Below are 18,387 nucleotides of genomic sequence, written 5' to 3'. Positions count from 1 at the left end.
ACCATAGAAAATCCCCATCTTTTCTTTTTATATGTTAGAATAAAGCCACACTATTAGAAAAAAGGAAGATACTTATGACAGAAACTATTGTCAAAAATGGCCAGACCATCCCTTTGAAAATCAAGCGTTTAGGCATCAACGGTGAAGGTATCGGTTACTTTAAACGATTGATCATCTTTGTTCCTTACGCCCTTCCCAAAGAAGAAGTACTTGTGAAAATCACAAAGGCTACACCTCGTTATGCAGAAGGACAGCTTGTTAAAATCAAAAAAGAAAGTAAGGATCGGGTAGTTGCTCCATGTCCAGTCTATTATGAATGCGGTGGCTGTCAGTTACAGCATTTAGCGTACCATGCGCAACTCGACTTCAAAAAAGACTTACTTTTGCAATCTCTTGAAAAATTCAAACCAGAAGGATACCGTTCCTATCAACTGCGCCCTACGATCGGAATGTCTGATCCTTGGCACTATCGTAACAAGGCCCAATTTCAGCTAAGAAAAAATAAAAAAACACAAAAAATAGAAGCAGGACTGTACCAAGCAAATTCGCACGAACTTGTGCCATTGACTGATTGCTTAGTCCAAGAACCAAGAACACAAAAGGTAATGAATACGGTAGTGACCCTTTTGAATAAATATGATCTTCCTATTTATGATGAAAGAAGCAATAGCGGCATCTTCCGAACGATCATGGTCCGAGTCGGAATCAAAACAGGCGAGTTACAAGTGGTCTTTATTACTCGAAGTCGGAAATTCCCTCAAAAAAATGCACTCATTCGTGAGATCAATCAAAGATTACCAGAAGTTGTTTCGATCATGCAAAATGTACAACCAAATAAAACTTCCCTAGTGATGGGTGATGAAACCCTTCATTTATGGGGGAAAGAGGCAATTGAAGAGCATATCAACGAAGTGACATTCGATCTTTCTCCTCGTGCTTTCTTTCAATTGAACCCACAGCAAACAGAAATTCTCTATGGCGAAGGAATCAAAGCATTAGCTATCCAACCAAACGAAACGATCGTTGATGCCTATTGTGGAGTAGGAACGATCGGGTTAAGTGTAGCAAAACAGGCGAAAGAGATCCGTGGAATGGATACAGTTCCTCAAGCTATCGCTGATGCCAGAAAAAACGCGGAACGTTTGGGCTATCAGAATACACGCTATGAAGTAGGAACAGCCGAAGAATTATTACCAAAATGGCTAAAAGAAGGATTTAAGCCAGATGGAATCATCGTTGATCCGCCAAGAACTGGACTTGATCCTCAATTGATCCAAGCAATCTTAGCCTATCCGCCAACTAAACTTGTCTATATTTCCTGCAACGTCTCAACACTGGCACGTGACCTTGTTGAATTAAGCAAAAAATTTCAGGTCGAGTATCTACAATCTGTTGATATGTTCCCTCAAACTGCCCGTTGTGAAGTTGTTGTAAAGCTAACAAAAAAATAGACTTAATCGAAAAAGATCGAGATAGAAGTGTTTAACTCCGAGAAATAAGAAGAAATTAACGAAAATTGTTTTTCAAATTTTTGTGAATTTCGGCTTATTTTCGAAGGAGTTGCTTCTGCTCCCGCCGTTTATTCAAGAGTCTGTAACAAAACTGATTTTTAGATTTGTCCCACGTTCGTTTATTTTTTGCTGACAGTCTTCAATGCACGAAATAAGGTTTGGAACTGTCCTTTGAATGACATGACTTGTTCAAAGATATCCTCTCCATCATTCAACATTTTCACAGTGACCCAACCTAATGATTCTGTAATTGCACTAGCAACAGTCGCATTGATAGCAGCTCCTGTAACTGTTCCAACAGCTGGCACAAATTTCACGAGATTTCCCACCGCACTTCTGCCTAGGCTAACCACCACTAATTCTTTTGACAAACTTTTTCCAAGACTTTCAGACCATGGCTGGCCGAATAGCTTATGCAAACGAGCCATCATTGTCAACTGAACCGGAACCAATAAAAAAGCATCTGAAAATGGGATAGGAGAACATCCAATGATCGCTGCTGTCAATGAAGCAGCATGAATGATACGATGGCTTTTTTTTCGAGTGATTGGATCTACCCCTTTTAAAAAATCTTCGAACACATGGTCAAATTTCACTTGATTTTTCTCCAGAATCGTTTCGGCCACTTTTTTTGATTTTTCGTACGTATTCAAAATAACCTTTGATGTCTTTTGTGGGATTTTTTTAAGTACTTCAGAGAAAAAAGAGTCAAATTCTTCTTGGTCTAATTCCTCTGAAAGTAATGGATCAACTTCCTGTTCTTTACTCTTTTCTTTACTAACTGTTGCTTTTTTCTTTAACAATCTCATCGATCGATTCCTCCTTATTACTGAAAACATTCTTCTTTATGGATTGAAGAGAAGAACACTCATTCTCTGTATATGCCAAAGACGACCAAAACAAAAAGGCCAATTAGCTATTTTGATACATCCAAAGCTTCAACATACACACATAGTGATTTCCTATTTGTTGCTTTAAGCGAGACATTTTCCTGATGTCCGTGTAGTTCCATGATACAATAACCTGTTACTGAACCAAAATCATTGACTCACAAAAAAAGCGAGAGAAAAGTACACTCACTTTTCCCTCACTCTATAGGATTGAATAAACTATTAGAACAGTAGAAACTCCTTGAAAAATAAATGAAGACTCGCAAAAATTTGAAGTTGCGTGCATTCTGACCTATTCATTTAGGAGTAGCACTTCTATCCAACCTAATTGATATTTACTTATTATTGGATATTTACATCAATTGCTTGATAAAAAGCATTGGTGGTATCACTGATGTTCCACACAGCTAAAATCACATGGTAGCCTTTGCGATCTTGCGGAACAGTGATTGTTTGATTGACGATTTTAGGTGGTACAGTTGCTTTATCATCAATTTGCGCAATCAATTCAAAATCACTGATTTTCAATGGTGCATTAGGATTCCAACCTGTTTTTGTCATATAGTAATCCCATGTGCTTGTTCGATGTTGCGCAGTTAGGTTCCATGAGATAGTCAAATTACCAGGATTGATCACACTTTTATGCCATCTTGTTGCCGTTTGCTCATCCAATGGTTCAAACCCAGTGACTCCAGCACTTGCTAATTTTCCATCAATAAATGTATTCTTAGGTGCTTCGATACTTTGTGGCTCCCACTGTGCGCGTCCAACATTTTGATTCAAATTACCCGCTGCTGCCGTACCAAAATAAGCACGGCTTCCAGGGGAAGTGACATATCCATGTGCAAATCCAGAAGTACCGAATCCAAACAACCCTAACATGACTACACCGACAAACAATAAGACATTAAGCTTCTTCATGAATGAACCTCCTATTAGTTGATAGGTTCATTGTAATCGCTTTCTTTATCAATGACAAACATTATGCTTTTATGATTTTTAACTGATTTTTTCCCATAAAGCTGGTACGATATCTGGTGTCCAGCCAGCAATTGATGTATGTGCTTGTAAGCAGCGATAACTAGATCCACCATAAGTTACGATACTTCCAATACTGTAGGCTTGATTAGTTGTCCAAGTATTTCCTTGGCTATCTTCATCCAATGTTTTAACAGTGATTGCTTGACTGAAATCAGATGATCCAGATTGGTTGATTGCTTTGACTTGATAAGTGTAAGTTGTACCAGCATCTAAATTAGTATCTTCAAATTCATTCGTTTCACTGACACCTATACGAATGCCGTCACGATAAATAGCATAGTGCATCACTTGTTCATTCGGTGTATTTTTCACCCATGTTAACGTTAATTTATTCTGTAGAATATTTTTAGCTGTCAATTGAAGTGGCACAGAAGGTACTGGTAGCTGGCCTTCCGTTTCATCATTAGTTTTAAGCGACAAAATAGCAGAACGTTCTGACTTATTACCCGCTGTGTCTACTGCTTCTACCGTATAAGAATACGTCGTAGCTGGTTTTAATCCCTTATGAAGGAAATTCGGTACCTTACTTGTTCCCACCAAACGATTTTCTTCGTAAATATTATAATGAGATACTTGAATATTGTCTGTGGATGCAGTCCATGACAATGAGATCGAATCAGAGGAAGCCACTCCATGTAAATCAGTTGGTGTAGATGGTTTTTCAAAATCTTCTGGTGATGGAGTATCTTTGCCAAATTGTTGAGCGACCGTTAAAAATTCATATTGATTTTTGACTTTACCTTGCCCACCATCCACCATTGCATCTCGGTTCATTGACCAGTAAGAAACCATACCGATTTTCTTTTCTTTTGCATGTTGGATAACCTTATTGAGCATTGCTGTTGTAAAATACGGATGTGCTTCACTTTCAAATCCAATCGAAGGCGTTGTGCCTAGTCTTGCATATGCTTGTTCATCTGTTAACGTCGTGTTGGTGAAACGCTTGTAATAATCCTTCAATTGAACCATCGTATTGTCTACTGCATCTAAAGAACCTTGTGCGTAGTCAGGAACGACACTGCCATAACACATCGTCATCAAATTAACTGTAGTTAGCTCTACTCCTGCCTCTAAATAGGCTTGTAGTACAGACAATCCTGTCGAAATCAGCCCAGTATCCATAACTGGTAAAGTCAATGTCACTTCTACACCCGTTTTTTCTTGGACTTGCCTGATCGCTTTTGCATTTGCTAAATTTTCTTGATAGCCCATTGCTGCCGCTTCCACATCGAAATCGACTCGAGTAAGGCCATAGCCTTGGATGATTTCGGTGTATGAATTAGCTAAAATAGAAATATCTTGTGTCGTTTCCCAAAAAGCACCAGAATTCAATCCACCAAAAGAAATCGCCACATCACCACCGATTCCTCTCAATTCACGAATTGATTTTTTGATTCCTTCATATTGCCATTGATCATTGTCACTCTCGCTTAGTCCACTAAAGCCACCCCAAGCCCAGTCAATTCTGTCATTTTTAACTCCTTTTGCTTGCATGAATCCTAAATTAAAAAATTTTTGCTCAGTCTTCTTTGCAACTGCTGCAAGATCTAACGCACCGTTGCTTGAAAGATCTTCTTTTGAGCTATAGGCAGTCATGTCCACAAAAGGAGCGACCACTTGATCTCCCCACTGAATACCTTGACCAACCCCAAAATCTGCTTGTTGTTTACTACTTTGTTCTGTTGCCAATGTTTCCTCTGCATCTAACAATAACGGTGCAATCAGCAAACTACAAAGCGCCGCTCCTACAAATAATCTTTTAAACTTTTTCTCCATTTCCCCACCCCTATCATATTTTTGTTATTAAAAACATTTATGTAACCGATTACATATAAATTATAACATTTAGAAAATAACAAACAAAACAATATTAACGTTATTTAATTTATTAAAGTCAAATTCTAAATTTAACATGTTTGTTGCTAAAAATCAGTTTAAAACTAAGAAAGAGTAGTACAAATGAGGCTGGGACAGAAGTGTTTAACTCCGAGAAATAAGAAGAAATTAACGGAAATTGCTTTTCAAATTTTTGTGAATTTCGGCTTATTTCCGAAGGCGTTGCTTCTGCTCCCGCCGTTTATTCGTTTTTAAAGAATGAGACAAAAGTGTTTCTTACTTTTGTCCTACACTCATTCTAAATAGGACTAAATGGCTGATTTTCAAAACGTCAAATACTTCTATCTAGCCATCAACTAAAATAATAGCTAACCGAATGATTACTTTTACCTTTTGGATCCTCAGAGTAAATTTGAGTATGTCTGAAATGTTCATGGTAAACTTAAATCATAGAAGGGAGATAATAAAATGGTTATATTAAAAGATTTTCGTTTTTGGTTATGTACAGTGGGAATCGTTATCCTAGGATTTATATCAGGGCTACTTAGTGGCAATCCTGGAAGTTACTATTATTCATTAGACTTGCCTCCGTTCGCGCCACCAAGTTGGATCTTCGGGCCGATGTGGACAGTACTCTATATCTTAACGGGTATGGCACTATATTTTTTAACACAAATGGATGAGAGAAAATTAAAGCGTAAGCTTCTTACACTATTCGTTATCCAATTTATCTGTAACTTTCTTTGGTCTGCTTTATTCTTTAATTTGCAAAGTAATTTTATTGCCGCTGTCGATATTACTATCCTAGTCATTGTCTTAACGATCTTACTCTATCATTTATGGCTACATTTTCGTTTGGTGATGTGGTTACTTGTTCCGTACTATTTATGGGTGCTATTTGCTACCTTGTTGAATTATTCTATCTACTTTTTGAATTGATAGCCTTCATTTTTTGCATAAAAAGAAACACTCGCGGGAGTTGAACAAACGCGAGTGCTTCTTTTTTTAATAGCCATTTTGGTCGTAATTTTGATCGTAGTTCTGATCATAGTTTTGATCGTAATTCTGACCATTATCTTGGTACCCATTTTGGGTCGTATCATTATTGTATTGATTGTTATACTGACTCGTGTCTTGAGAATAGTAGCTTGAACTGCTGTTAGTAGTTCCAGCATCCGTGTTTTCTCCATCCGAACCATCTGAGTCGTCATAGAACATGTAAGACGCGTTATCATTCTTTAAGTTTGGCAATGTATCACTTGTCTTGATCTCTAATTGTTTTTTCAATTCATTTTGGATAGCTAACAGATCATTTTGACCTAGTATCTGATAATAAATATTATCGATCATTGCATCTTTTCCTTGCAATTGATCTTGTTTGATCGTTTCAAAAGCAGAGGTGTAATTTGTAGCTACATCCAACATGTCATCCCAGTCTAAATCGGTAGTGACATTTTTTTCAACAGCTTTTAATATTTTACGATAATTGCTTACGCCGTCTAAACTTAGCACTTTGTTCACGATCTTGGTAACTACTTCACGTTGTCGTGCTTGTCGGCCAACATCCCCTTTAGGATCTTCATGACGCATCCGAGAATACGCTAATCCTTTTTCTCCATCTAATGTTTGCTTACCAACCGGTACATGTATCCCATCTAGAGTGAAGTCGATTTTGTTGTTTACTTCAATTCCCCCAACCGCATTGATCAAATCTTCCATACCATCTAGATTGATCGTTACGTAATGATCGATGGGAATATCTAATAATTGCTCGATTGAATTCATTGCCATATCAACGCCACCAAACGCATAGGCATGATTTAACTTATCCACGGTGCCGTAACCAACGATATTCGTATAAATATCGCGATCTAAACTGATGATCGTTGATTTTTTTTGTTGTGGGTTGACGGTAACCACCATCATCGTATCCGAACGACCTTGTTCTGTCCGACCAAGTCCACCCGTATCTAGCCCTAAAAGTAGCACAGAAAAAGGTTCCTTATCATCGATATTGACTTTATTATCACGCTTAGTTGATACTCGACTTGATTTTTTAGATATTTGATCTACTGTTTTACTTGCTTCTCCCATGAACTTGATTCCATAAGCTGAGATCCCGCCAATCAGAATAACAAGAACGCCTAAAAAAGCTAAAATAACTTTTTGCCACCGCTTCATAATACACCTCTGTCTCACATTTTCGTTAAAATATTTTCTCACATAACTAATAATTCAGCAATTCACTTAGTTAATCATAATAAAACTTTAAATAATAATTACAAGGATAACTGATTTATATGTATTTTTTCAAAATTCTTAAACTATCATACCATAGCATTTGTTTAGAGAAAAGTAGCAATTCTAGTCTTTCAAAGCGCTTTTACATATTTCGGTTAAAATAGATAGATTATATTTATACTTTTTTTCAGTCAAAAAAAAGAAACGTTGTCTTTAACCTGGACATTGTCTCTTCTTTTTTAACCTATTAAACACTGACTTCACTCTTCAAATTCCGTTTATTTGCGATCTTCCGGATATATTTATCGATTTGTTGAAAATCACTTCCAGTAACAGATCCTTTTGCAAAGAGTAAACTATCTTCATTTAGTAATGTTTCAATTCGCTGACTCATCTTAGATAAACTAGCAAACCATTGAAAATTTTCGTATTGTTGATGCTCTGCACTGAAAATTTCCTTGAACTGTTCACCATAGCCAAAAATATAATCTGCTGTAGATTGTTCCATCTGTCCTTTTAAGGATTCATGGACTTCTTTAGACGCCTCCCCTAAATCTGCAATTTGACCAAGGATCAATAATTTCGTTCCTTGGTAAAAAGGGCTGATTTCATTGAAATAAGCAATTACATTTTTCATTGCCGGTAAAGATGCATTATGTGTATCATCAATAAATGTAAAATTGGGACCACTATCAGATCTATAACAGGTTTTCTCTAATATTTTCGTCAGCGGTTTAAATGTTTCAAAAGCCGCGAGGTAAGGATGGATATCTCCTTTGATTTTCCAAACAGTCAACAAGGTGGCTAATGTATTCGAGACCATTCCTAATGAAGCAACCGATAGATTTAAAGAAATTTTTTTGCCGAAAAATGAGATATTTACATTGCAATAGTCTCTTTTTTGCGTAGTACTGATTACAAAAACATCTCTAGTGGGGTCCGTTATCGAGTAGGTAAAGATTTCACTTGTATGCTTACGTGCAGCAGCTGTCAAAATAGCCAACTCTTCCGTTCCAATATCGGCATTGATGATAGCTGTCCCATTTTCCTTCAATCCCTCGAATATTTTTGCTTTATGACGTGCCACGCCAATCGTGTCTTTCAATGAGCTAAGATGTGCCTCTCCAATTGAGGTCACAATCGCAATATCTGGTTGAATAAGGTTTGACATTGATCCTGTGTCGTAAGAGTTCAACGCATTGACTGACACTTCTAAGTTCACTATATCTGGTTGTCCTACCAGCTTGCTCAGATAGAGGGGAATCGCAAAACGAACATTATGATTTCCTCGATTTGCAAGTACTTTTTCCTTTTGTAACAAGTGGGAAATCATTATTCTGGTCGATGTTTTTCCTGCTGAACCAGTGATTGCTATGACAGGATTATGGTACGCTTTTCGCAACTTCGACGATATTTCTAACAAGAATTTCCAGCTGTCTTCTACAATAAATTGTGGTGTCTTAACCGAAGGATCATCAATCGGTGTTTCTGTTATGAGTAAAGCAAACTCATTCTCCCGCCCTTTGATTTGTTCATTTCCATCTCTCCAGGCTATACTTTTACGATTGACATAATTTCTTCTTTCTGACGAAATAGAAACAAACGCGGTTGTTGAATAATCTTGATTTCGTTTTAAATGTCCTGAAAAATATTCAAAATCTGTGATTGGTTGATCTAAATGATCATATATCTTAAAAAAATTTCCATCTATTCCATTTAAAATATTCTGAATTGTCCACATGTCCTCATCCCACCTTTACCATCTGCCACGTCGAGGTCTTGCTTGATTGACATATCTTGTTGCTGTTTTTTCAATTCTTTCTGGAGAGTTATCCTGATCAACTTCCCAAGGGTAGAGTCCCTCTTCATTTTTTTCATATTGACTTAAATCAGTCTCCATCTGATTCTTCTGATGATCTTTTTTCTTTTTTAATCGGAATCCCACATATGAAAAACCTATCAACGCTAATGCTGCAAAACGAATATACCCAACCATTTTTATTCACTCCTTCTATTTATAATGAATCAAATAATTGATCAAACCAGATAAAAAATGTTCTGCATCGTCAATTCTCATCCGAAAGCGATCATGACGGGCAAAAAAGCCATAGTTGATCACTTCTGGTTTTTTGAAAAACTGGGCAAACTCAGGAAACATCACTCCTGTTGTGATTTCATGCAATACACGTTTCTCCATGACTGTGTTGATTCGGTCTTGTATAGCTATAAACTCCTCTTCTGTTTTAAACAGTCTTTCTCTTGATTCACTTGTTTCCAATTTTTTCATCATTTTGGAAGCTGCCACTAGTAATTCAAGCATCGTTGGATACGCAGTGTCCCGCTTATCAATAAAATCGATATTTACCATCGCATTTTTGATACCAAATTCATAATATGTGTCTTTTTCTTGATATTTTATCATTTCATTTGTTGCATAGCTCAGCCAATGATCATGGTATTTTTGATAACCATCTGTGACAAATCGTTCCATCAGTCCTTCACAAATTTCAAAAATCGCTAAATCATGGAAAATCCCATAAGCTCGAAGTAAAGAAAATAGGATTTCACCATCATAGTAGATGATCCGAAACTCCTCTTTTAAATTCAAATCGGCATCAAGTACATGAATGGTCTTACTATTTGAAGTAATAAATTTTTTTGATACTGTCTCGATCAATCGACTTAAATATTTATAGAGTTCCTGGTCGCCTGTCACTTCGATATATTTAGCAATTGCTAAGATAGCCGTTGCTTGTGCGCCTAATTTATATTCGATTTCTTTATTCAAATAATCTTTGATTAGCAAGTAACCGTCAACTTCAGAGGTTAGATTATCGATACCCCAGAGCAAGCCATTTTTGATGTTTTGAAGCATGTTTGGATCATATGAATATTCTGCTGCTTCTGCTAAAGCATATAGAGAAGAAAAATGACGGACAGAATTGTATCCTTTCAGCAGTTGATTGTAGCAAGGATAGTATCCGTAAATGAATTGTCCAGATTTTGTTAATTGTTTTTTTAGATACATACTTCCTTGTTCAATTACCAATCTCGTTGTTTCTTCAAGATTGTCATAAGTTACCTCTCGGACCCGATTCCCATTCCCATAGTTTTTCAGCGGATAAATATTTCCTTGCTCTAAGTAGAAAGATGCCGTTTCAAAAAAGTAGAACTTCGAACGTTCCAAATAACTGAGATCCGTCTCTTCTCGACCGTATTTACGTTTAATATATCCTCGATAATTTTGCGGGTCGATATGCAAGTCAGGAAGATTTTTACCAACTTTATGTGTTTTACTAGGTTTAATAATGGCATTTGCCACTAATTCTTCTTTGAGGAAACTTCTCTTTCTTAGACCGTCGATCCGCAAGTTGAAATCGACATAATTATTTCGTTTGATTTTTTTCAATCGTTCATTTACTTGGTGATAATCTGCTGACTCTTCGTTTGTAACTATGTCCAATCTTAAATACGGTGCCTTTTCAAATTGATTGATTCTATAAGCTGTCAATAAATTATTCCAGATTACTTTTAGATTATTCCCATAAAATTCGTAGATTTGTCCTCGCTCTTTAAAGTCTCCGACAGAAACAATCAGTAATTTTGTTGGAATAGTTTTATCTACCGTTTCAAGTATCTTTTTGATCATTGATAGATTCGTATGTGTATTCGTCTGAACAAGCATATTCCCACCTCTATTAATAATAAAAAGGCTATGGCATCGAATCACTATAGGAAATAGTCTCATCTATAGCCATAGCCTTTTTTAGTTATTGTTTTTTCTTACTTTTTTTCATTTTCCAAATCCCTAAACCTGAAATCAGCGATACTAGTCCGCCTAACCAAGAAGCAGATGAACCAATCGTATCTGATGTCTTAGGATACATTTTTGGTGTACTACTTCCGCTAGTCATAGATGAAGGTTTAGAAACCCCTGAACTACTATATTGTACTGGTAGTTTTGGTGTTGCTGTTGGTCCTGACCCACCAAAATTATTTGTTACCACGTTAATGATGGTCGTATCTTGATTATCATCAGCGTCGGCATCAGCATCAGAATCGGCGTCAGAATCTGCATCGGCGTCCGCATCGGCATCAGCATCCGCATCAGCGTCAGCATCAGCGTCGGCATCAGCGTCGGCATCGGCGTCAGCATCTGCATCAGCGTCGGCATCGGCGTCCGCATCGGCATCGGCATCCGCATCAGCATCCGCATCGGCATCGGCATCGGCATCTGCGTCGGCATCAGCGTCCGCATCGGCATCGGCGTCGGCATCCGCATCCGCATCCGCATCAGCGTCAGCATCGGCGTCGGCATCCGCATCCGCATCTGCTTCTTCATCATCTGGAATTACGGCAACTGTTGGTAGACTTGGATTATCATTATCATCATATGCAATCAATTGAATCTCATCTAATGGCGCAACATCCTCTTGAGAAACTGGAATCGTGAAACTACCAGTTCCGTCTGCTCGACCTTCTGCAATCAAATTTCCAGTATCATCATAGATTCGGACGATTGCGTTTGGATCTGCCATCCCAGTGACCTCATACCCCTCAGTTGAATTACCTGTTACTGTAATATTATAAGGTGCTGTTACTGCCCTTACTGCATAAAAAACAGGTGTGTAACCATCATAATTCGACGCAATATCAATGGCTAGCACATCGGATTTCACAATATTCCCAACAAACCCAGCTTCATAAGGTACAGACAAATCAACGCCGGCAGCAGTCAAACCAGTCGCGTTAGGATCTGTAATGGTCGTTGGTATCGTTACTGTCGTTTCCCCTAAAACACTCACATCAGCCAAAGTACCAATTAAAGAAGAACCCACATTAACCAAACCTAGGGCCCCTGCAAAAGCCAAATTAAAGGCGGGCTTGATCGTTGAACTTAGTACTCCATTGATTGCCGCAGCTGCTAATCCCCCCGTGATTGGTGAATTTGGGGTTGCCTCAAGCGCTTGGACAGCATTGTTAATTCCTGTCAAAATATCACTAAGTCCTTCTCGAATAACTGTTTCTAGTGCGCCATCTAGTTCCCCGTAAATATAATCGCCATTTTCTGTTTGTTGTAAAGCAAGAGCAATTTCTGCCGAACTCAGCGTACTCAAATTTTCTAATAATGCTAATTGTTCATACACTTCACTCAAATTCACTGAAGCTAATGGATTGAGATTGACGATATTTTCTACAGAACCTACCAATGCTGAAACCGCTCCATTCACAACTGTTAGTAATGGAGCTAATTCATCTCCTGGCAACAAGATATCTGTCCTGAAGGTACCGCTACCATTTACATCAACTAGACCTTGCATCTCTTCAGGAATAGCTAAAACAGCTCGTCTTGTTCCAGTAAGCAAACTCACGTCTAATCCATTATTAGCCGAAATCACAAAATCAACATTTCTGATTGAGCCATCTGCCACGTAAGGTGCCCCAGTACTCGTTCCGCTTGTATTCGTCGTATTCAGATTATTAAATAGCTGTCCGCTAACCAAATCAGCGTATACCTGTTGCGAACCTATCGTAAATAATGGTGTCGCAATCGTGATCGGTGCTGCACCCAACATGATTCCCGCAGCAATAGATGTTCCTACTAGTAAGTATTTTTTTGAGCGACGCTTCGCCCGTTCTTTTTGATCCATACTCTTCTTATAATCTTTTTTCATTTTGTAACCCCCTTGGGTGCTTAGCCCTCTTTTATCTATTTCATCCCCCACTAAGCCAATAATTGAAGCTACGATTCCCCTCTGTGCAACACTCCTCAATAGATTTTTTTGACCCAAAAAGATATCTTTTTGAAAGAAAATGATTCGTTAACTTAAGTTACTCGGAGTTTAACAACTGATAAATTAGAAATCTATTATTAAGTTTTAACTCCGATTTAAATAACTCATTTATCTAAATCTGCAGTTTCAATGTGTTTTTATATGTACGTTATATTTTCAAAACATTTCGCTTTTTTTATTAAATACATTATAATTAAATTAGCAAAAACTCATAAAGCAACTCGTTCTTTTATGAAAGGGCTGTCATTTCTGTGAAAGAATATAAAATAACTATTAAACAAATATAAATAAAACAGTTTTTAGGTACAAACGCTGGTAAAAAAAGATTATTTCTCAATATTTGTAAAAAAAAATACAAATATTGAGAATGAATTATCAATATTTACATTAAAAGGAGGATAAGAAATGGATTTTATTTCATTTTTAGAGAAAAATACCCAGACACAATTAACGATTTTAGAAAATATATATATATCAAAAAAAAGCTGGAATTTGGAGGAACTCTCTGCGTTGACTAACTCCGATAAGCGTTCCATATTGAATCATTGTGAACATATCCAAGAACTGTCGAAGGGGCACTTTAATAAAGAGACCAGAAATTATAGTTATTCTGGAACCAGTATCGACTACCAAAAATTGATCTTAGCTATTTTAGACCATTCTTCTGTTTTTCAATTAGTACATACACTTTGTCTTCAATCTCAAGTTGATCTTACAGAATTTTCAAAATCGAGGAATATTAGTGAGTCTTTTTTAAGAAGACATCTCACTCGTATCAATCAGCTATTGGAAAAATATCGTATTCAAATAAAAACCGCAAAAGGTCACATTTTTATTAGAGGAGAAGAAACACAGATTCGTTACCTCATTTATTTAATCTTATGGCAATCCTATCGTGGAGTAGAATGGCCCTTTAAGGGAGTCGATTTTCATCAAGTTTTTTTGGTCATCGAAAAATCCTTTCAATTGATCAATCAAAGACCGAATAAAATAAAAATGATGGAATGGTGTTTTATCGTGGCAATCACTAAATTAAGAGCTGATCAAGAAAATCGAATACAAAAAGAGAGATTACCTTCCTTCACTGACCAATTATGGTTGGCATTCGAAGAAATAGCCTCTGAATTGAGTATTGGATTTAATAGACTATCTCTAACCACTTCCGAGATTGAATTTTTATTTCTCTGGTTACAAACACGTACCTCTTTTTATTTGAATGATCATTTTTTAGACAAAGCAACAAAAATCCATTTAAAAGAAGACACACCTATCAAACAATTTCAAAATAATTTTTATCGTTATCTTTATTCCATAGGATTTAAATCTTCACAGATCAATAGCAAAAAAAGGTTACTAAACAGCACCTTATTTGCCAATGGAATGACTGGTTATCTATTTCCCGAGTTTTCGATTATCAAGCATGATATCTCAACCTTTATTGAAAAAAATTATCCCACATTCAATCGTGAAATCAATCGTCTCTCACAACACTTTAAAAATCAAAGTCAGACATTGGCATGGGTTCATCCATGGAATCTAGCAGAAGCATTTATGATTGTAGCTTCTCCTACTTATTTTGATAAAGAAATAAAAATCAAATTTGAAAGTGATTTTCCATTAAGTATTGAATTGACTTATATGGAAATGCTGCAAGAACAATTACGCATCTATTTAAATGTTCTCTTTACAAATGATTTCTTATACAAGCCCGACTTGATCATCCGCACAACAGACATTCCGTTAAAAACAGTGACTTACGAAGAGTCTATCCCCACTTTGACGATTTCTACTGAAATGTCTAGCGAGCAGATCTATCTACTAAGTCAAAAGATCCAAAAAATAGTAAATCGTTGATTCTTCCACTAAAGTACAGGGGAAACTATTTTTTCAAATTTTGTAAAAAACAAGTCATTATTGCCATAGAAGCACTCACAGAATCAATGATTTTTTCCTTTAAAAAATCAAAAAAGAAGATGGATCAACCATCTTCTTTTTATTGCTTTGATCAGTCCGCAACCGCGGGCTTTTCTTCAACAAATTATTATAATTTAGTCACTTCAGCAGCTTGTGGACCACGAGCGCCTTCAACAATCGTAAATTCAACTTCTTGACCTTCTTCTAAGCTCTTGAAGCCGTCACCTTGGATTGCTGAAAAATGTACAAATACATCGTCTCCGCCATCTACTGTAATAAACCCAAATCCTTTTTCATTGTTGAACCATTTTACTGTTCCATGTTCCATAAATGTATAGCCTCCAAAAAAGTTCTTGCAAGATACCTTGCAAGCCTATTATACCCAATTTAGAAAACGCTCGCAAGCTTTGCTAAATTTATTTTTCAATTCGATTTTGGAGTATGCAAAACAGCTATCATTTATTTTGCGGCTGCAAATTGTTTGTTTACTTCGTCCCAGTTGACAACATTCCAAAAAGCAGCAATATAGTCAGGGCGTACATTTTTATATTTCAAGTAATATGCATGTTCCCACACATCTAATCCTAAGATAGGTGTTTGGCCTGTCATCAATGGAGAATCCTGGTTTGCTGTAGAAGTGATTGCCAATTTACCATCTTCCAACACTAACCATGCCCAACCTGATCCAAAGCGTCCGGCAGCCGCTTTCTTGAACTCTTCTTTAAATGTTGCGAAATCACCAAAAGCTTCATCAATCGCTTCTTTGATTTCGCCTGTTGGTTCGCCACCCGCATTAGGTGCCATGATTTTCCAGAAAAATGAATGGTTTGCATGTCCACCACCATTGTTTTGTACCGCTGTCTTAATATCAGTAGGAATCGCGTCCATATCAGAAATCAATTCTTCCACTGATTTTTCGCCTAATTCTGGATACTTTTCAATAGCTGCGTTTAAGTTTGTAACATAAGTATTATGGTGTTTGTCATGATGCAAGTGCATCGTTTCTTCATCGATATATGGTTCCAGTGCATCAAATGCATAAGGTAGATCTGGTAATGTGTAAGTCATAAAAAAATTCCTCCTCAATGTGTTTGTTCATAGTCTTTACACTACAAAGAGTAACAAAGAGAAGGGATTTCTACAAAAATTATGCTTATAGCTATTTCTTGTTCTGATTTTCAGGAAGTTCTTCTTCAATAATTTCTGTTTCTTTAAAGATAAATAATTTACTGAAAATATAATTTGCTAATACTACGATGACCTGTGTAATGATTTTTGCCACATAATCATTGACATGCATCACTTGGATCATGAGTAGCATGGCACCCATATCCATTCCATACGATACTACTCGATAAAAAATAAATTTTCCAAATTCGATGATTAAATGAAGAAAGCTTGGAGATTTTGAATGGAACACCCAGATTTTATTTGTGACAAATGCAAATAAAACGGAACAAATCCAAGAGATCGTATTAGAAACAGGCATACTTAACTCAAACAGTTGTAGTGCAATATAGAAACTGACAAAGTTAACAACTGTTGCCAAACCACCAAAAAAGAGGTAAATAAAAATCTCCCAATACCCTTTTCGTTCTAAAAAATGTTTTGCTTGATGATAAAGATTCATTGGTCAACCTACCTTACTATTCATTTCTGCTTCATCATACCTTATTTAGGAAAATATTTCATCTTCAATTCTTAAAATCAATCGTTCCTTATCCTTTGCATTTGTTTCCGCTTGAATCGTTATATGCATTTTTTATTTTGGATCTTGGATAGCCAGATATTTTTTAGGATTTCTTTGTTTTGAAGCTATTTTTTGAGTTACAGTAAGATAGCATACTTGCTGATGTATCTCAAAAATCATGGAAAGCATCAGAATTCAATGATAATCTACCTGAAAAACCACACCAATAAATTCTACTAAAGTAATCACACCATTTGAAAAACAACCCACAAGATTTTAGTTGATTGCTGGTGGTCTTTCATCTTTTCCTACATCAACCTTTACTCTATCAGCATAACATGTTTGCTAAAATGACCCATCAATTTTGTGTTTTCCTATATGCCCCTTGTATTTCCTTTCTGACTTCGCTAGAATTGCTAATGACGACACTATTATTAAAGGAGTAGTTATGACAACTAAACAATTAATCATTAGCTCTTTCACACAATTCAAAGAGCTTAAAAATGCCAGAAATACACCATTCGGTAAATCGATCCTCTATTTATTGGTGCTCAGTATCATTATGGCGTTGCCTATCTCCTTTCAAACTTTTCAAGTCTTGAATAATATCAAAGCGGATGGACAGAAAATCGCAACTAGAATACCAGATTTTACGATCAAAGATGGCAAAATCGATACAAAAGATAATGAGGGATTCATTTACCAAACCAATTCGATTATATTTACATTCGATCCAGAAGGCAGACGTTCAGAAAAAGATGTCACTTCTGACTTGATGGGCAACTTTTTAAGTGTGGGGATGCTTGAAAATGAGCTTGTGGTCGCTTTTCCAAATACGGGAACAACAACTGCTTTATTAAGTAGTAATCAATTTGAGCTTGAGTACACGAATGATGCTATAAAAAATCTAACAGGGAAACAATTACGCGATACCTTAAGTGAAGCATCGATTCCATTTTGGATAAAAGCCGTGACTTTCTTGATTTCAATCTATCCGAGCTTCTTGAACCTGATCATCACATTATTTTTTGCTAATTTCGCTGCATACATCTATGCACGACTTCGTTTAACAAGAGCAACGTTTCTTGATTGTTTGAAAACAATGATCTATGCGATTTCACTTCCTACCTTGTTGGCGACGATTCTAATGATCTTCTTGCCGACATTTGATACAAGTGCATTTATCGCGATTGCCGGATTATTCATTTTTTCCCAAGCAGTCAAAGGCTGGCCCAAGATTCAAATGATGTAAAAAAAAGGCTCTTTGTCAAATGATGTTGGTAAAGAGAAATCTTAGAATAATTTGGACAGAACAGAAAGAAGAAACCCTCTTTCTGTTCTGTTTATTTGGTTAAAAATGTTTTGCCATGACGAATCATGATCCGTAGTTTAAAATTGTAAAAGCTGCGAAAGCCGTACGCATTGCGTTTTAATACTTTGATGTGGTTGTTTAAACATTCCAATGGTCC

The 18,387-nt window shown here is 36.6% G+C and carries 16 protein-coding genes; 4 read left to right on the top strand and 12 right to left on the bottom strand.

The genetic code is table 11. The features are described from left to right. Positions 1-74: 74 nt before the first annotated feature. Complete coding sequence (gene rlmD / locus FGQ66_RS12245; protein ID WP_081134768.1) at positions 75-1,451, top strand: 23S rRNA (uracil(1939)-C(5))-methyltransferase RlmD; 1,377 nt, start codon at positions 75-77, stop codon at positions 1,449-1,451. Between the two features lie 179 nt (positions 1,452-1,630). Here rlmD and FGQ66_RS12240 read toward each other — a convergent pair whose 3' ends face one another. The 3 genes from FGQ66_RS12240 to FGQ66_RS12230 form a co-directional block, all read right to left on the bottom strand. Then, positions 1,631-2,320, bottom strand: a complete 690-nt coding sequence (locus FGQ66_RS12240; RefSeq protein WP_081134770.1) for a YcjF family protein — start codon at positions 2,318-2,320, stop codon at positions 1,631-1,633. 423 nt (positions 2,321-2,743) lie between these two features. Beyond that, positions 2,744-3,322 (bottom strand): lytic polysaccharide monooxygenase, encoded by a 579-nt coding sequence (locus tag FGQ66_RS12235; RefSeq protein WP_081134772.1) that lies wholly within the window; start codon positions 3,320-3,322, stop codon positions 2,744-2,746. Between the two features lie 78 nt (positions 3,323-3,400). After that, the gene (locus tag FGQ66_RS12230; protein ID WP_138302525.1) at positions 3,401-5,218 is read right to left on the bottom strand and encodes a fibronectin type III domain-containing protein; all 1,818 of its coding nucleotides are present in this window, start codon (positions 5,216-5,218) and stop codon (positions 3,401-3,403) included. A 528-nt stretch (positions 5,219-5,746) separates the two neighbouring features. Here FGQ66_RS12230 and FGQ66_RS12225 point away from each other — a divergent pair. Then, a complete protein-coding gene (locus tag FGQ66_RS12225; RefSeq protein WP_081134775.1) occupies positions 5,747-6,217 on the top strand; it encodes a TspO/MBR family protein in 471 nt (156 codons plus the stop codon). Positions 6,218-6,283: 66 nt separating this feature from the next. On the opposite strand, the gene FGQ66_RS12220 is transcribed toward FGQ66_RS12225, so the two are convergent. The 5 genes from FGQ66_RS12220 to FGQ66_RS15250 form a co-directional block, all read right to left on the bottom strand. Next, positions 6,284-7,459: an LCP family glycopolymer transferase gene (locus FGQ66_RS12220; RefSeq protein WP_081134777.1), complete on the bottom strand. Its 1,176-nt coding sequence runs from the start codon at positions 7,457-7,459 to the stop codon at positions 6,284-6,286. Between the two features lie 307 nt (positions 7,460-7,766). After that, a complete protein-coding gene (locus tag FGQ66_RS12215; RefSeq protein WP_081134778.1) occupies positions 7,767-9,260 on the bottom strand; it encodes a Mur ligase family protein in 1,494 nt (497 codons plus the stop codon). A 15-nt stretch (positions 9,261-9,275) separates the two neighbouring features. Then, on the bottom strand, positions 9,276-9,515 hold the full coding sequence (locus tag FGQ66_RS12210; protein ID WP_095443786.1) for a hypothetical protein: 240 nt from the start codon (positions 9,513-9,515) through the stop codon (positions 9,276-9,278). 15 nt (positions 9,516-9,530) lie between these two features. After that, a complete protein-coding gene (locus FGQ66_RS12205; RefSeq protein WP_138302524.1) occupies positions 9,531-11,204 on the bottom strand; it encodes a hypothetical protein in 1,674 nt (557 codons plus the stop codon). An 85-nt stretch (positions 11,205-11,289) separates the two neighbouring features. Next, complete coding sequence (locus FGQ66_RS15250) at positions 11,290-13,194, bottom strand: adhesive domain-containing protein (RefSeq protein ID WP_171024612.1); 1,905 nt, start codon at positions 13,192-13,194, stop codon at positions 11,290-11,292. Positions 13,195-13,719: 525 nt separating this feature from the next. Between FGQ66_RS15250 and FGQ66_RS12195 the strand changes: the two genes are divergently transcribed. Further along, positions 13,720-15,168 carry a helix-turn-helix domain-containing protein gene (locus FGQ66_RS12195; RefSeq protein WP_227326385.1) on the top strand — a complete coding sequence of 483 codons (1,449 nt, stop codon included), beginning with the start codon at positions 13,720-13,722 and terminating at the stop codon, positions 15,166-15,168. A gap of 187 nt (positions 15,169-15,355) precedes the next feature. Here FGQ66_RS12195 and FGQ66_RS12190 read toward each other — a convergent pair whose 3' ends face one another. The 3 genes from FGQ66_RS12190 to FGQ66_RS12180 all read right to left on the bottom strand — a co-directional run bounded on the left by FGQ66_RS12190 (position 15,356) and on the right by FGQ66_RS12180 (position 16,858). Beyond that, on the bottom strand, positions 15,356-15,556 hold the full coding sequence (locus FGQ66_RS12190; RefSeq protein ID WP_002292860.1) for a cold-shock protein: 201 nt from the start codon (positions 15,554-15,556) through the stop codon (positions 15,356-15,358). A 131-nt stretch (positions 15,557-15,687) separates the two neighbouring features. Next, the gene (locus FGQ66_RS12185; RefSeq protein WP_081135818.1) at positions 15,688-16,296 is read right to left on the bottom strand and encodes a superoxide dismutase; all 609 of its coding nucleotides are present in this window, start codon (positions 16,294-16,296) and stop codon (positions 15,688-15,690) included. 91 nt (positions 16,297-16,387) lie between these two features. Then, a complete protein-coding gene (locus FGQ66_RS12180; RefSeq protein WP_081135816.1) occupies positions 16,388-16,858 on the bottom strand; it encodes a GtrA family protein in 471 nt (156 codons plus the stop codon). 508 nt (positions 16,859-17,366) lie between these two features. On the opposite strand from FGQ66_RS12180, the gene FGQ66_RS12175 reads away from it, so the two are divergent. Next, positions 17,367-18,170, top strand: coding sequence for a DUF1189 domain-containing protein (locus FGQ66_RS12175; RefSeq protein ID WP_138302523.1), 804 nt, complete (start codon positions 17,367-17,369; stop codon positions 18,168-18,170). A 91-nt stretch (positions 18,171-18,261) separates the two neighbouring features. Here FGQ66_RS12175 and FGQ66_RS12170 read toward each other — a convergent pair. Then, a partial coding sequence (locus tag FGQ66_RS12170) for a transposase (protein WP_138301718.1) occupies positions 18,262-18,387 on the bottom strand: 126 nt, incomplete at its 5' end.

The organism is Enterococcus sp. BSD2780061688st2 D3, assembly GCF_005844145.1.
Classification (GTDB): Bacteria; Bacillota; Bacilli; order Lactobacillales; family Enterococcaceae; genus Enterococcus_B; species Enterococcus_B durans.
Note: the sequence above shows the minus strand (reverse complement) of the source record. Positions and strands in the feature narration are given on the sequence as shown.